The sequence below is a fragment of the Pseudarthrobacter xylosi genome (genome assembly GCF_055412765.1).
In genome coordinates, this window is sequence record NZ_JBVAYT010000012.1 from 21,347 (window position 1) to 37,086 (window position 15,740).

The 15,740-nt window shown below is 61.8% G+C and carries 9 protein-coding genes; 5 read left to right on the plus strand and 4 right to left on the minus strand.

The window, feature by feature from the left end:
• From ACZY1F_RS19775 to ACZY1F_RS19785, 3 genes are all read right to left on the minus strand, one after another.
• Positions 1-162 (minus strand): hypothetical protein, encoded by a 162-nt coding sequence (locus ACZY1F_RS19775; RefSeq protein ID WP_463944150.1) that lies wholly within the window; start codon positions 160-162, stop codon positions 1-3.
• A gap of 602 nt (positions 163-764) precedes the next feature.
• Positions 765-1,349 carry a histidine phosphatase family protein gene (locus ACZY1F_RS19780; protein WP_185262037.1) on the minus strand — a complete coding sequence of 195 codons (585 nt, stop codon included), beginning with the start codon at positions 1,347-1,349 and terminating at the stop codon, positions 765-767.
• Complete coding sequence (locus tag ACZY1F_RS19785; protein ID WP_463944151.1) at positions 1,346-2,854, minus strand: CCA tRNA nucleotidyltransferase; 1,509 nt, start codon at positions 2,852-2,854, stop codon at positions 1,346-1,348. Before ACZY1F_RS19785 ends, ACZY1F_RS19780 begins: the two co-directional genes overlap by 4 nt.
• A gap of 207 nt (positions 2,855-3,061) precedes the next feature.
• Between ACZY1F_RS19785 and ACZY1F_RS19790 the strand changes: the two genes are divergently transcribed.
• From ACZY1F_RS19790 to trxA, 5 genes are all read left to right on the plus strand, one after another.
• The gene (locus ACZY1F_RS19790; protein ID WP_463944182.1) at positions 3,062-3,562 is read left to right on the plus strand and encodes an NUDIX hydrolase; all 501 of its coding nucleotides are present in this window, start codon (positions 3,062-3,064) and stop codon (positions 3,560-3,562) included.
• A 92-nt stretch (positions 3,563-3,654) separates the two neighbouring features.
• Positions 3,655-5,811: a murein biosynthesis integral membrane protein MurJ gene (gene murJ / locus ACZY1F_RS19795; protein WP_463944152.1), complete on the plus strand. Its 2,157-nt coding sequence runs from the start codon at positions 3,655-3,657 to the stop codon at positions 5,809-5,811.
• A gap of 182 nt (positions 5,812-5,993) precedes the next feature.
• Positions 5,994-7,577 (plus strand): protein kinase family protein, encoded by a 1,584-nt coding sequence (locus ACZY1F_RS19800; RefSeq protein WP_463944153.1) that lies wholly within the window; start codon positions 5,994-5,996, stop codon positions 7,575-7,577.
• Between the two features lie 247 nt (positions 7,578-7,824).
• Positions 7,825-8,781, plus strand: coding sequence for a thioredoxin-disulfide reductase (gene trxB, locus ACZY1F_RS19805; RefSeq protein WP_463944154.1), 957 nt, complete (start codon positions 7,825-7,827; stop codon positions 8,779-8,781).
• 36 nt (positions 8,782-8,817) lie between these two features.
• A complete protein-coding gene (gene trxA / locus ACZY1F_RS19810) occupies positions 8,818-9,144 on the plus strand; it encodes a thioredoxin (protein WP_111908381.1) in 327 nt (108 codons plus the stop codon).
• A 5,233-nt stretch (positions 9,145-14,377) separates the two neighbouring features.
• Here the strand turns inward: trxA and ACZY1F_RS19815 are convergent.
• Positions 14,378-15,682, minus strand: coding sequence for a ParB/RepB/Spo0J family partition protein (locus ACZY1F_RS19815; RefSeq protein ID WP_463944155.1), 1,305 nt, complete (start codon positions 15,680-15,682; stop codon positions 14,378-14,380).
• Between the last annotated feature and the right edge of the window lie 58 nt (positions 15,683-15,740).

A 15,740-nucleotide genomic window follows, 5' to 3' on the forward strand; every position in this document is an offset into this window, starting at 1 on the left:
TCATTTCATGCCGCCCATCTGCTGGTGCAACAGGACGAAAACGTCTTCGCGTCGCTGCTCCAGGAGCTGCTCGTTGAATTCCCGGCGGTCATCCCGGCCAGGACGATCATTCCGGATAGGCCGCCGCAGGGAGAACAATGCTTTCTTGATTCTCTTAATCATGGTGGTCACCTCCTTTCGGCGTAAAATTGGGCATGACAAATAAGGCCCTTTAATGCCAGGGCAATAACGGCATAATTAGGCAGGGAAATGCCCGGTGTTTATGAATTGTTCGCAAATGCGAAGACGGAGCCCTGTTGCAGCGGCAGTGCAGACCCCAACAAAGAAGCTTGAGTTCCGAACTATGGGGATGCTGCAGCGCCGCGCGGACCAGCCTTGAAGGGATGCCGACAGGGGAATTCCAACAGGTGTCGCCTAAGGCGAGTCGTCCGAGGAGGAGCGGCCTGTATGTACCTCAATGCAGGTGACCCCGCCGCAGGGCGGGATCATTTGCAGGAAGGTTAGGCGGCAGACACTCCTTTAAGACGGCGCGCAAAAGCATCAGAGGCCGGGTTCGCGGTGATGGTCATCTTCCATCCGCTAGTCAAAGTAATCATTTTCCCAACCTCCTTTTCCGTTATGCCGCTGCCTCGGCTGACTGGCCTGGCAACGCGCGCCGCGACCCCGGCAAAGACGCTCTGGGGTCAGGAATAAAATTACCCTACGAATGCGGCCATGCGCCACTTAATTCGGAAAATTTTTCAAGAAAGTTTATAAATGCTCTTTTAGAGCCCCCAGCGGACAATGGCCGGGGTCCGCTTATCCCACCCGAGCGTGCAGACTTTCGCGGTTCCCAGGATGAAATGGCGGCCCTCGGCAGGTGCGAGTTCCAACCAGCGTGCGGTGAGGATCCGGGAGAAGTGCCCGTGCGCCACGATCAGCACGTTGTCCAGCCCGGATTCCAGCACGCTGGCCACAATCTTGTCGGCGCGGGCTGCCACTTCGTCCAGGGTCTCGCCGTTGGGCACACCATGGGTCCAGATCAGGTAATCCGGGTTGTCCTTGCGGATCAGGTCCGAACTGATGCCCTCATAGTCGCCGTAGTTCCATTCCACCGCCAGCGGCTCATGCTGCGCGTCGGGGTAACCAGCCAGCTCCGCGGTCCGCCGGGCGCGGCGGAGTGGGGACGTCAGGACCAGGTCGAAATCCACCTGGTCCAGCACTTTCCGGGCCTCCACGGCCTGCTGCTCGCCTTCCACGGTCAGGGGCAGGTCGGTGAGCCCGGTGTATTGTCCGCTCTTGGACCACTCGGTCTCGCCGTGGCGCAGGATCCAGAGCTGGGGGCGGGGCGCGGTCATCGGGTTAATCATTTGGACTCCTCGTTCGGGAAAAGTTCGACGGCGGCGGGAGGCTCTGCTGCTTCCGGAACCGGGGGTGCCGCCTCGGGCTGCTCCGCCCACCAGGCGCGCAGCCTCGCTTCGGCGTCGTCCGGTTGCAGCGGTCCGTGTTCCATCCGTTCCTCGAGCAGGAACTTGTAGGCCCGGCCCACCACGGGACCAGGTTTAAGGTTCAGGAGGGCCATGATTCTGGCACCGTCCAGATCGGGCCGGACCGCGTCCAGCGACTCCTGCTCGCGTAATACGGCGATCCGGTCTTCCAGGTTGTCGTAGGCGAAGGCGAGCCGTTCAGCCTTCCGCTGGTTACGGGTGGTGACGTCCGAGCGGGTCAGCCGGTGCAGCCGGTCCAGCAGCGGACCGGCGTCCGTGACGTAGCGGCGCACGGCCGAATCGCTCCACCCGGCATCACCGTAGCCGTAAAAACGCATGTGCAGCTCTACGAGCCGGGCCACCGCCTTGATGGTGTCGTTGTCGAAGCGGAGTGTCTTCATCCGCTTGGCAGTGAGCTTGGATCCCACCAGGTCGTGGTGGCGGAAGCTGACCGCGCCGCCCGGTTCGAAGCGCCGCGTAGCCGGCTTGCCGACGTCGTGCATCAGCGCTGCGAACCGCAGAACAAAGTCGGGGGCCGGCACGGCGCCGCCCGGATCCGTTTCCAGGGCAGCGGCCTGTTCCAGGACCTGGAGGGAGTGCTGGTAGACGTCCTTGTGGCGGTGGTGCTCGTCAGATTCCAGCCGTAGGGCTGACACCTCAGGCAGCACGAATTCGGCGAGGCCGGTTTCCACGAGCAGGTCCACACCAACCCGGGGGTGTGCGCCGCAGATGAGTTTGACCAACTCGTCCCGGACCCGTTCGGCCGAGATGATCTTGATCCGCTCGGCCATCTGGCTCATGGCCACCCGCACGTCATCGTGCACGGAAATGCCCAGCTGCGAGGCGAACCGGGCGGCGCGCATCATACGGAGGGGATCATCGGAGAAGGAGGCCTCGGGTGAAGCGGGCGTCGCCAGGACGGCGGCGTTGAGATCCCGGACGCCGCCGAACGGATCAATGAGTTCAAGCGACGGGAGCCGCAGGGCCATGGCGTTGATGGTGAAATCGCGGCGCAGCAGATCATCATTAAGTGAAGTACCGAAGGCCACGATCGGCTTGCGCGACTCCGGATCGTAAGCCTCGGCCCGGTACGTGGTGATCTCGATCTGGAAGCCGGCCTTCCGCATCCCGATTGTCCCGAAGGCCCGGCCGATTTCCCAGTAGTTGTCCGCCCATTTCCTGATCAGGGCAACTGTCTGGTCCGGCGTGGCGTCCGTGGTGAAGTCCAGGTCGGGCGAGGTGCGTCCCAGGAAGAGATCCCTTACCGGACCGCCCACCAGGGACAGCTCGTGGCCGGCGTCAACAAAGCGCTGCCCGAGCTCCAGGACCACCGGGTCCACCTGGAAATCGACGGTGTTGGAATCAATCTTGTGATGTGCGTGCGCCATAGTTACTTAAGCTTGTCAGAAACCAGCGGCTTGGCAGGCCAAAATCTCGTCAAGTTCGCACCTATTCGCCTGCAGCCCCTCAAAGTGCGTCATACGCAGTCCACTTTGATGTCATGTTCCGGTCATCATGATCGGACAAGAGTCGTTAGAGTGGACTCCATGGCCCATCCCGTACCGAGCGCTCCCGGCAGGAGGACAAACGCACCGTTGCCGTCGGCAATTGGTGCCCACGTCGCGCCTGCCTTGCACTCGGCACCGGCCTCGCTCCCCACCGTGGAGGAAATTTCCGCCGGCGGCGTTGTGGTGGACACGTCCGACGGCGAACTAAGGGTTGCCATCATTGCCCGCCTTAACAGGGGCGGACGGCTGGAGTGGTGCCTTCCCAAGGGGCATCCGGAAGGCAAGGAAGACAACGAGCAGGCAGCAGTCCGCGAGATTGCCGAGGAAACCGGCATCGAAGGCTGCATCCTGGCCCCGCTCGGCAGCATCGACTACTGGTTCACTGTCAGCGGGCACCGCGTCCACAAAACCGTCCACCACTACCTGCTGCGCGCCACCGGCGGCGAACTCACCATCGAAAACGATCCGGACCACGAAGCCGTGGACGTCGCATGGGTCCCCATCAAGGAACTCGCACGGAAGCTCTCGTTCCCCAATGAGCGGCGCATCGCGGATCTGGCCCGGGACGTCCTGCCAGAACACCTCTAAGGCCATCTCCGCCGGAGCTGCGTGTATGCCTCTGCGGGCATATAGCCGTTGCGTTGCGGAACAAACAGCGTCCGGGTGAGACGATGAACTCGATGTCAGCTACCAATCCCCCCTCCGACAAAGCCGGCCCCGCCGCCCCGAGCGGAACCGCGAGTGAAACCCGGTCCAGCGCCATCATGGCTGCAGGCACCCTGGTGTCCCGGTTCCTTGGCTTCGGCAAAACGTGGATGCTGGGAGCTGCCCTGGGGTTGAGCTCCACGGTCAACGACACGTTCATCAACGCCAACAACCTGCCCAACCTGATCTTCCTGCTGGTGGCCGGTGGCGTGTTCAACGCCGTCCTGGTCCCGCAGATCATCAAAGCAAGCAAGGCTCCGGACAGGGGAGCGGACTACATCAGCCGGCTGCTGACGCTGGCCGTGCTCCTGCTGCTGGGCCTCACCGCGCTGGTCACGCTCGCGGCTCCGTGGGTCATCGAATTGACCACGCAGGGTTATTCGCCGCAGCAGAAGGCGCTGGCAGTCGCGTTCGCCTTCTGGTGCCTGCCGCAGATCTTCTTCTACGGCCTCTACGCGCTCCTGACCCAGGTGCTGAACGCCAACGGAGCTTTCGGCCCGGCCATGTGGGCGCCCATCCTGAACAACCTCGTGGCCATCGGCGGCCTGGGGATGTTCATCTGGATCTACGGCGCCAACGAAATCAATGCGCACACCCTGGACAACTGGGGGCCCTCGCAGACGCTGTTCGTGGCCGGTTTCTCCACCATCGGCGTGGTGGCCCAGACGGCCATCCTGCTCATTCCGGTGTTCCGGCTCAAACTCGGCCTCCGCCCCCGGTTCGGGTGGCGCGGGGTGGGACTCGGCCAGGCAGCGAAGCTGAGCGTCTGGACCCTGCTGACCGCCGCCGTCGGGCAGCTTGCCTTCCTGTATGTCATGAGGATCGCCACCATCCCGGGCGCCGAGCGCCTCCGGCTGAAGGAAACGGGGGATCCGGCGGCAGACATGCTGCCCGGTAACGCCGTCCTGGAGGTGGCCAGCCAGCTGTACCTGCTGCCGCACTCGATCATCGCGCTCTCCCTCGCCACTGTCCTCTTTAACCGGATGACCCGTGCTTCGCAGGATGGCAACCGCGCAGAACTCCGCGACGCCCTCTCGCACGGCCTCCGCACGATGGCCGTGGCCACAGTCTTTGGTGCCCTTGCCCTGTTTGCGCTGGCCGGGCCGCTGGGCATGTTCTTCTCAGGCGGGGAGAGGCAGGACGGCGTGATGCTGGCCCAGACGCTCACCATCCTCGCGCTGAGTACGCCGTTCATGAGCGCCAACTTCATGATGTCGCGGGTTTTCTACGCCAACGAAGATGCCCGCACGCCCTTCAAAATCCAGCTGCTTCTTGCAGTGGTCTACGTGGCCGGTGCCTTTGGGATCCAGTTCCTGCCGGTGGGCCAGATCATTTACGCCATCGCCCTGCTGTACATGGTGGGCAACATCCTCTCGGTGGTCATCAGCGCCTTCTTCCTACGCCGGTTCCTGGGCCACCTCGACGGGCCGCGGATCGCCAACTCGTATATCCGGATGGGCTATGCGGCGCTGGGTTCCGCGATCGCGGGCGCGGGGGCGTTGTGGCTGATGGGCAGCTACAGCGCGGACGGCTTCGCTTGGAAGGACCGGCTCGCCGCCCTGGTGACGGTCGTTGTGGTCGGACCCATCATGTTGGTCGCCTATGTCTTCCTGCTGAAGATCTTCCACGTCGCCGAACTCCGCGACCTCGTGCGTCCCCTGCTGGGGCGGCTGGGGCGCGGTGCCGGACCCTCCGGTGGTACCGGGGGAACACCGTCGTCGGCTGCGGATGCCGACGTTTCCGGCACGGAACGTCCGACGCCGGAACGCGCCACGGTCTCGGTGGACACCGGCCTGATTCCCCGGATCTCCGGAGAATTCGACGCCGTGTCGTTCCGCGCAGGTCCCGAACCAGAACGACGGGCGGCGCCTTTGGCGCCGGAAACCTTCCGCGGCGAACCCGGAGTGCGTGCCAATTCGGGCCCAGGCAGTGAAGGCGCGGACGGGGAAACTGCCGGAGTTGGCAACGGAAGCATTGAACGCGCCGCGGAATACCTTCCCGCCGAGGACCTGCCCGCCACGGCGCGGGGCGGGCTGCTGCGCGACGAGATTCCCCTTCCCGGCCGGCGCACGTTCCAGGGCCAGTCCGGACACAACCCCCATTTCAAGCCACGACGGCCTCGGAAGAAGTGATCTTCTCGCGGTTTTTGGTTGCCTGTCGACCACGGCGGCCATGGCCGATCGGCTAGGATCGACAGTGAACAGGGGTAGTTGCAGGCAAGCGCAGACCGGCTCGCCGGCCTGCTTTTGACCGGTTTCTGACCGGCGGTGGCATCATCTACGCCGGCATTTCCCGGACAGTCTAGGAGGAACACGTGTCCCACCCGATCGACGTTGGATCAGTACTTGGCGGCCGCTACAAGGTCACAGCCACGGTATTGACCTCACACGACCAGGATCTGGTGCTGGACGGGGTGGACCAGGTTCTCAACCGACCGGTGAGCATTCTGGTCGCTGGCCCGGACAACACCGAACAGGTGGCCCAGAGCGCCCGCGAGGTAGCTACCGGTGAGCGCCCGGGCAACGTCCAGGTCCTGGACCTCGGAGTCACCGAGGCCGCCACCTACCTCATCACCAACCACACGTCCGCGGCAGACCTGCTGGACCTCGTGGTTGCTGCCGATGCACCTTATGTCGAGCCGTTCTTCACGGATACCCTTGGCAGCGAGATATTCGGCCAGGCGCGTTCCCACGAACCTGAACCGTACGACGACGAAGAGAACGTCGACGCCGGATACATCAGCTACGCGGATAGTCACCCAGGCCTGGTTGACCCACACCGGTCGGCCGCACCGGTGGTTCCGCCGGTTGTACCCCCGGTTCTTCCTGCCCGTCCGCCACTACGCCCGGCTGTCCGTCCGGCGTCGGGGTCTGCCAGGACAGGGGCCGCCGGAGCAGGGGCCGCCGGAGCAGGGGTCGTCGCGGGCGCTGCTGCTGGCGCCACTTCCGCGCATCAGCACGTCACTGCGCCGCAGCAGGTGCAGCCTGCAGAAAACCGATCGGTTTCCGGATCGGCTGAGCCCAGGACCGGTGCGGGTTCCGATTCGCCCAAGGTTTCTTTGTGGTCCGAAGACGACTACTCCAACGATTCCCAGGACGCAGGCTACGACGACGCCGTGGGATCCGGGGCGCCCGAGCGCTCCGATCGCGCAGCGGGCGCCTTTCCGTTGCTTGCCCGAAAAGTGTCTCCCGCGGCCGCAGTACCGCCTTCCGGCGGGACGGATGACTTTTACGACGACGACGATGAGCCCGAGCGCGAGCCCCGGTCCATGCGTTGGCTGGTGGGCGGCCTGCTTGCCGTTGTGCTCATTGCAGGGCTCGTCTTCGCGGTCACCAACCTGGGCAGTCTCTTCAAAGCGGGTCCCCAAGCCGCCCCCTCCTCTAACTCGACAGCCACGCAGCCTAACACCGGGTCGGCCTCCGCGAACCCTAGCTCCGCACCGCCAGCAGCACCGCCGGCCATCGACAGCATCACCCGCCAGGGCAATTTTGACTTCGCAGCCACCTACGACGTGGACCTTGTGAAGGCGTTTGATGGCAACGCGGCGAGCTACTGGTCGGACATGGAATTCGCCACCGAGGGCTGGGGCGGTCTCGCAACCGATGGTGTGCCGTTGTTCGTCAAACTGAAGAATCCGGCGAAAGTTTCGTCCATCACCCTGACTCAGCTCGGGGCCTCGGGCGGCAACCTCAGTGTCTTTACCAATGACCGTCCGTCACTGGACGGCGCCAAGCTTGTGGGGACCAACAGCTTCACTTCAACAGATCTGACCATGCCGCTGGCCGAGCCGGTGACAGCACAGTACGTGATAGTGTCCATCAAGTCGCTTCCGAAGCTGGCTGCCCCGAAGACCCGCTACGGCTTTGGCATCCGTCTTGCGGAGATCAAGATCCAGTAGGGCCATCAGCGTCGTTCATGTTGAGCCGTGGCTGTTCTGCCCGGAGCGTTGCTCCGCAGTAACAGTCGCGGCTCAGCTGTCTGCAGACGGTAATCTGGTAGGGCGTCCCGTCCAGGTGACGGGGTCATGACCTCTGATGGTTCCTCCGTTCGCGCGGCGCCCGGAATATTCACCACCAGGATTCAGTTGTGCCATGTGGCCGGCCGTAGAAGCCGGCGCATCGACTAAGGAAGAGGTTCACCGTTCAGTGAGCAACGCAGAAAACACCGCGTCCGAAGTACGTGATGTCATCATCGTAGGCTCGGGCCCGGCCGGGTACACGGCCGCTGTCTACACGGCGCGTGCCAACCTGAAGCCTTTGCTTCTGGCAGGATCAGTCACCGCCGGCGGCGAACTGATGAACACCACCGACGTCGAAAATTACCCGGGCTTCCCCGAGGGCATCATGGGGCCGGACCTGATGGAGAACTTCGAGAAGCAGGCAGCCCGGTTTGGAACCGAGATCCAGTTCGAGGATGTCACTGCGCTGGACCTCGACGGCGACATCAAGACTGTCACGATCGGCACGGGGGAGACCTTCCGTGCGCGCGCCATCATCCTCTCCACCGGATCCGCATACCGTGAACTCGGCCTTCCGAACGAAAAACGTCTCTCCGGCCATGGTGTGAGCTGGTGTGCAACCTGCGACGGTTTCTTTTTCAAGGACCAGGACATTGCAGTCATCGGGGGGGGAGACTCAGCCATGGAGGAAGCCCTCTTCCTGACCAAGTTCGCCAAATCCGTCACGGTTGTGCACCGCCGTGACACGCTCAAGGCTTCCAAGATCATGGCAGACCGAGCCCTGGCCCACGACAAGATTTCGTTCGTGTGGAACAGCTCCGTTGACGACGTCATCGGAACGGACAAAGTCACCGGGCTCAAGATCAAGAACCTCCAGGACGGGACCGTGTCCGACCTCGCCGTCACCGGCGTCTTCGTGGCCATCGGAAACGATCCCCGCACCGACCTGGTCAAGGACTCCTTGGAGATCACGGCGGCCGGCACCATCGCGGTCGAGGGCCGGAGTTCCAAGACCAGCATCCCGGGCGTCTTCGCCGCCGGCGACGTTGTTGATCCCACGTACCGTCAGGCCATCACGGCCTCCGGTTCCGGCTGTGTTGCCGCTATCGATGTGGAACACTACCTCGCAGACCTCCACGCGTAATTCGCGTAACCGCCATTCGAAGAGAGAGACAAGATTATGAGCAACGCTAAAGACGTAACAGATGCAAGTTTTGGTGCGGACGTACTGTCGGCCGACAAGCCAGTGATTGTGGACTTCTGGGCTGAATGGTGCGGACCCTGCCGCAAGCTGGGACCCATCCTCGACGAGATATCGGTCGAATACAGCGAGAAGGTTAACGTCGTCAAGGTCAATGTCGATGACAACCCGGCCATCGCTGCAGAGTACGGCATCACGTCCATCCCCGCCGTGTACCTCTTCCAGGACGGCCAGGTAAAGAGCACTGTAATCGGCGCGAGGCCGAAGCAGTTCTTCGAAAAGGAATTTGCGGACGTCCTGTCCTAGTAATTAAGGCCTCCGGTCCCTCGTGATCGGAGACGCCGGTCTGTGGCCACTGCTTCCCCGAAGTGGTGGCCACAGATATTTAAGTGGCAACCTCTTCAATACTTGATGTGGTTGTATTCGACCATGATCATCTCCCAGACGTCGCCAACTGATCGGCGGCACTGGAGCGCCAGTGTCCAAGTCCCGGATGCATAGGTGTGACGACCGGCGGCCACAAAACCCCGGTCAGTGGAACTGGCACTGACCCACCCCTCGGCGTTCCATGTTCTAAGTCGTGTTTCACGTGAAACATTGACCATCAGAGCGCGGGGCGTCAAAGGTCAGCCTCTTGTCGGCCAAACATCCACTAATCCGGCCCGCTGCCGGTCCTGCCTCTCGTTCTCTGCACGGATTCGATCCGTGCCCTGTTTCACGTGAAAGATTGATGCCCTCCGAAGGGACCACTACAGGCCCAATTCTTCATTCCCAGGACACGGCAATTCCCATCGATAGCATGATCCTTCAGCGCAAGAACAACGACAGTGTTTCGGCTCGCTGGCAACAGTTGAATGCACCCAACTACCCCCGGCAACGAAGATCATGATCCGTGCACAGACGAACCGGGGCCCATGTTTCACGTGAAACACCTCCATTCCTGCAGGGTGTGTTTCACGTGAAACACACCCAATCCTGCAGGGTCGAACCTCATCCTGATAAATAGCCGTTTTGCCACCCTTCACGGCTACCCATACATCAGAGACAGGGGACGCCCGCCTGCCACGCTGGTCACGATGTGGACGGTATGTTCGCTAAAATCATTCTCCGTGGTCACAGAGCAAATTAATAAAGTTGAATTGACCTTTCCCATGAGGTCATCGGCCAACCGCCCCTCCAATGGCTTGCTCAGGCACGGCGCGGCTGACAGGGTTGACTGGTACGGGGGCTGGGCCACTGACAGCCTGAGCATCCGACCAACGCAAGCGAACCCTGGGTGTGAAGGAACATGTCGTCCAAAAATCGAAGTCTTGCTCCTCAACTCACCCCATCCTCATCAGCAATTTCAGCGTGACGGAGATTGCACCTGCCGTCACTCCAGCCGCTCAGTGGCGGTCAGATCAGTAGCTTGAAAACCAGTGTCGCGCACGGTGATCGGCCTCCGCGTGGACTGCCAAGTCCTCGGAGGCAGAGTGCAGTCACGCTATACGGGTGGTCTGCAGAAACCATGAGGATGGCGTCGAGATGGATTTGAGATGGATTCGCCGCACTCCGCCGCGGTCCTCGCGCTGCTTCGCCGAAAAGTCCTTCAGTCTCGAACAATGACCAGAATTCATGCGGGGGAGGCGGCCACGCCCCGGGTCTGCCCTCATTCATTCGCCCCAGTGGACAAGTCCCACTCCTGCGCACAGCCTTTTAGTGCCGGCCTCCGTGGATATGGTTGGCTCGAAGGGCAGGCGCCATGCGGAGATGTTCCGTGGCCGACATCGCCGGTGGACTGTCCATCGGCCGTCCCGGCACGCACGTGTTGCGCCTCATCGCCTGCAGAAAGCCTTACACGCAGTAATGACCCCCGTAACCATCGATCCACCGCGTCTTGTGAGGACAATCCAGGGAGAGGGCCTGGAGGACGGGCCTCCCTCAGGCGCGTACTGTTTCACGTGAAACACCCCAATGCCAGTTACCGCCTCACGATGGGCTACGCCACGTGCGGAATGTTTCACGTGAAACGAAACAGCGACGGGATGCCGCCCCTCACTGGACAGGAGTCAGGGATTCTGGCTTCACGGCAGCTGGCAGGTAGCCAAGGACAGCGACTGCCGCCAGCCTCAAACACGAAGTGATGACCCTAGCAACACGATCCATGGTCCGTAGGGCTTCGTGTGCCGGACAACCGACTATGCCGGGCAGCAATGCCACACTGAGCGCACGAGGCCTATTCCTCCATACAGGAAAGTACCGTACCCATTGCACGCTCCACAGTTCGCAGGCAAGCTCACACATCCCAGATAACTTCCACGGTTCCCAGGGCCATATGCAGGCCTCGGCATTGGCTGTGCCACCGCTCAAGCGAACCAGTTTGCTACGCAGTGGGGCTACCGTCTGCACGAACCCCAACTGGACCACCACGGGCCCGGCCGCCCGCTACCTGGCGCATGCACCTGGACCCCCACTCAGACCTCGATTCGCGGCTGCCGACAGCCGCTGTCCGATCAACGCATGAGAGTGTTGGCGCCAACTACCGCCAGCATCAACACGTCTGCCAGCGCTACGGTTCACGGTCCGGGGCGCCACTCACCGTCGACGTCCGGCAAGGTAGGCGTCCTGCATGGTACCGATCGGAGCAAGGCGCCTGGGGCTGGCCGCGTACGGTCACTGGGAGCGAGCTGCAAACCCAACACGCCAGGCCGATCCAATCGGAGGTATCGCGGAATGTACGTGCCCATCTGCTTCCACCTGCGTGAGCGTCGATCAGATGAGAGTGTCAGCAGCTGAGCGAATCCTACTGACCAGAAACGTTGGCTAGCGGGTTCTCCTTGACGGTTCCCCGCCGTGGGTAATCAGCCGACTTCTAAGTTATCCCCAAATGTTATCCACAGTGATATCCACAGGCATATCCACCGGCCAACAAATCGATGGATGCGGCGTCGGGGAGTCTTCATTCCGTTGAGCGGTGGCCGCCAAATCGGAAGCAATCCCGCGACCTAGAACGCGGAGGAGGGGACACTCATATGGAACTCGAGATATGGCACAAAATCCAACTATTCACGGCTCTTTCCGAGTAAAAGGAGCACTGTGCAGGGGCCTAGCAATGTTTCACGTGAAACGGAGTCATAGACGCACTCTGATGTGGAGGCAGGCTAGTGGTTTCCTGGTGCACTGGCGTGCCACGAATCTCTTTGTGAGGCTCACCACCAAACAATCTATCCACAAAGTTATCCACAGCACTATCCACCGTCGGATCCACACACAGCGGGCCCGGAGGCGGGTTTGCTTCAAGTGCTTTTGTGGAGAGTTTCTCTTGCCGCCTGAGGACCGGGTGTCACGGGACTCACAATCAATCTGGCGACGGGCGTGCCCTTTCGCCAGAACAGTGGCTGTCCGTATCTCTGGGCAGCGTCCATCTCGCGACTTGACTGAGGTACGCGCGATGGGACTCCGCAGGCCCTCGGGGCCCACCTGCTCAGGCAGTCCACTCTGCCACCTGCTGCCGCAGATCCAGTCGACTGTCCTCACCATCAATTTCATTCCATTGCCAGTCAATCCGATTCTGGACTTGTTCCTGCTAATGCCCGGAATGCGCCGTACGGGGGAGGCGCAGTTCCGGGCTGTCCCGGAGAAACCGTTGGGCGAGCTACTTCGACTAGGTCGTGACTGCCGGAGATGTTCCAGGACGCGTCGTTGATGTTGCTGCCGGATGCAGAGGTCGGCGACCCCATGGGGCAGGCCCAGGCATCGACATGCATTCCTGAGGTTGGTGCGTGCTGAGCCGTACCGGTGATTTGATTCTCCCGATGAATGCCAACGCTGCAGAACAAGATTCGACGGCCGCCAAATGGGGCGAGACACAACATGCATACCTTCTGCTGGTTTGGCTGGCGGTGTTACGGATCCACATGCACAGACCGCACCACGACGCAGCCCGTCATCTGTGTGCTAGCCCAGGTCAAGGCGCGACGCTCCCCGCCGTCCTCGCAGGGGACATGGGCTGCTCGGGTGTGTTCCGGTGGACCCCTGCGCCTACCAATGGATCACGAGCACGAGGGGTGGCCCGAGGACAGCCTTGACCACGCCGACCTCCGGTTATCCCCCTTCACTGGGCGCTGGCCCTTAGGAGCGCCCTGCCATGGCTCTCCTGCGTCGTGGAAGGCGTCCAGCTACGCCACATCGTATGTGGTCTGCCGTGAGCACCCGTCACCGCCCACGGGACTGGGAGCAGACTCCTAAAGGCGAAGTGTAAGGACTCGCAGGCAATGTGCCGTGAACCCCACGTAGTCCGTTCCGCTAGTTGCCCGTCGGGTCGCTATTGGAGTGTTTCGGGGATGGAGCGGCAGCACGTGGGAATCTATCCGTACGCTGGCACCCTCATGTTGGTCGGGGCATAGGGACAGCCAGCACAAGCGGATAGTCCGGCCACGGCACAGTCGGGTCGACCCGATGTTTCACGTGAAACCATTTGAACTACTGCCGGCGCCGGCCGGGCTCGCTCAGCCATCAATGCGGGAGTAGCCCTGCCCGGCAGTGGCCGCAGACAAAGGTAAGAGTGTCTCTGTTCAGCGGAGACTGGGGGCAGGCATCTCGGACGCTGATAGGCGTGAGCCCATGCCACCGCATCCACCCGATGGAGACCAGGCGACGACGGCAGGATTAATCGCTGGACTCAACATCGACTATTCGCGGCCTAGGCACAACAAGCCGCGACCACCATGTCCTGAGCTACCGCCATAGTTTCGCACGAGGCCTACCGTTGTTTCACGTGAAACGACAGGTGGGGCGTCGCATTCTCCAGTCGAATCTGACTCTGCCGGATTCCTTTGCGGAGGCGATCCAACCAAGCCGCAAGGCCGGGGGAGACGTCCGCTCTGGGGGTATCCCTCATACGCGGCCCGTTAGCCAGGCAACGAATCAGGCAGCTAGATAGGCAGCTAGACAGTCGGAGGCTCAGACCACTCACCCGCACGGACAGCACGGAGACCGCCTATGACATTCGAGCAGACTGGATTCAGAGGGCACAAACACGGCATTCTCCCCGCTGAGCGGGCCAGGCGCCAGAACTAGCCGAGAAGAATACCCGGCAAAATGGACGCATCCTTCAACTACTCCGGTGCACCAAGGTGTCCCGCCGCAAAGATAAATGAGTCTATTCGGGGTTTCCAGGGCTCCTACATACTCCACCTACCGTTAGTCTCCAGAGAGATGGCAGCCCTGACCACCTGCATCTCGGCCTGCGCACACCTCCAGTGGGTCAGCAATCCGGACTTCGCCGATCTCCACCGCTGCAGCGGAATCACAACCAATGACACGAGTCGTTGGGATATTCCACGGCCGCGGACAGTGCAAAACCAACGCTCCACCGACCCTACGATCGATCATGCCCTGGTGATATCCACGCGAACCGGAGGCGCAGGATGCAAGGCGGATCCTACTATTGACGTGGTCGCAACCGGAATCGCCTCAGGGAAATGCAGGAGCGGAATGGATCGAGACGCAAAAAAGGGCCTGTTTCACGTGAAACAGACCCTTCTCTGAACGGAGAGCGCTAGTTTTCAGATCCCGGCGCCAGGACTTCCATGATGCGGTTCAGGTCTTCAACACTGGCGAATTCAATGCTGACGCGCCCCTTGCGGACACCCAGCGAAATTTTGACGTTGGTATCCAGGCGGTCGGACAGCGAGGATGCCAGGTAGTCCAGGCGCTCGTGGCGGGCTCCCGGGCGAGGGATGTTGTTTTTCGCGGGCTTCGCAGGATCCTGGTAGAGAGTGACGGCCTCTTCGGTTGCCCGAACAGACATGCCCTCAGCCACGATCTTCTGGGCGAGGCGTTCCATGGCTGCTGCATCCGGCAGGGCCAGCAATGCACGGGCGTGGCCAGCGGAGAGAACGCTTGCCGCCACTCGACGCTGAACCAGCGGTGGAAGCTTTAGCAGTCGCAGCGTGTTCGTAACCTGGGGACGTGAACGGCCAATGCGATCCGCAAGCTGCTCGTGAGTAGTTCCGAAGTCTTCGAGCAACTGCTGGTAGGCCGCAGCCTCTTCGAGCGGATTCAGCTGGCTGCGGTGCAGGTTCTCCAGCAGTGCGTCCCTGAGGAGGTCATCATCAGTGGTGTCCCGGACGATGGCAGGGATGGTTTCCATCCCGGCCGCCTGTACCGCCCTCCAGCGACGCTCACCCATCACCAGCTCGTAGGGTTCTCCACCCTCTTCGGTTGAAGTACGCACCACAATTGGCTGGAGGACGCCAATTTCACGAACGGAGTGAATAAGCTCCGCCATGTCATCTTCATCGAAGACTGACCGGGGCTGTTTCCGGTTCGGATGGATGTCGGTGACCAAAATCTCGGCGAAGCGTACGCCGGGGACTTCCACAAGATCTACACCGTTATCCGGCTCACTGCTCTGGGTTTCGGGTGCCTCGGATACAGGCACACCAGTCACGGCTTCAACCGGCGCGGGCGCAGCCTCTGCCGCCGGTGCATCTGCACGGCTCTTTGCCGGAGCTTTAGCCGGAGCCTTCGCGGCCGGCTTGTCTGCGGCCTTGACGGGCGGCTTCGCGGGGGAGGCCGTCCTTGGCCCAGCTGTCTTCTTCGTTACCGGTGCGTCGTTGGCCTGAGCCGGCGCAGCCGGGTCGGAAGCAACCGACCCGGAAGATGCGGAGCTTGTGGAAGCATCCGAAGCCAGCCCACCATTCCCTGAGGTGTCGTCGGAAGAAGCGACTTTCTTACGGCCTTCCGGAAAGAAGAGATCCACGGGCCGCGACACAGCGCTGCCATTGCCCGACGCACTACCGGCGGAACTTGGAATGAGTGCGCCAAGACCGCGGCCTAGGCCACGTCGCTTTTCGCTCATGGATAAATCCCTCCGATGGAAGAGTCAGAACTTGCCGGACTCCGGTTGTTGCACTTCT

Excerpts from the sequence above, each read along its gene's own strand:
- ACZY1F_RS19785 (WP_463944151.1), bottom strand. The coding sequence starts at position 2,854 with ATGGCGCACGCACATCACAAGATTGATTCCAACACCGTCGATTTCCAG.
- ACZY1F_RS19815 (WP_463944155.1), bottom strand. The coding sequence starts at position 15,682 with ATGAGCGAAAAGCGACGTGGCCTAGGCCGCGGTCTTGGCGCACTCATT.
- ACZY1F_RS19780 (WP_185262037.1), bottom strand. The coding sequence starts at position 1,349 with ATGATTAACCCGATGACCGCGCCCCGCCCCCAGCTCTGGATCCTGCGC.
- ACZY1F_RS19775 (WP_463944150.1), bottom strand. The coding sequence starts at position 162 with ATGATTAAGAGAATCAAGAAAGCATTGTTCTCCCTGCGGCGGCCTATC.
- trxA (WP_111908381.1), top strand. The coding sequence starts at position 8,818 with ATGAGCAACGCTAAAGACGTAACAGATGCAAGTTTTGGTGCGGACGTA.
- murJ (WP_463944152.1), top strand. The coding sequence starts at position 3,655 with ATGTCAGCTACCAATCCCCCCTCCGACAAAGCCGGCCCCGCCGCCCCG.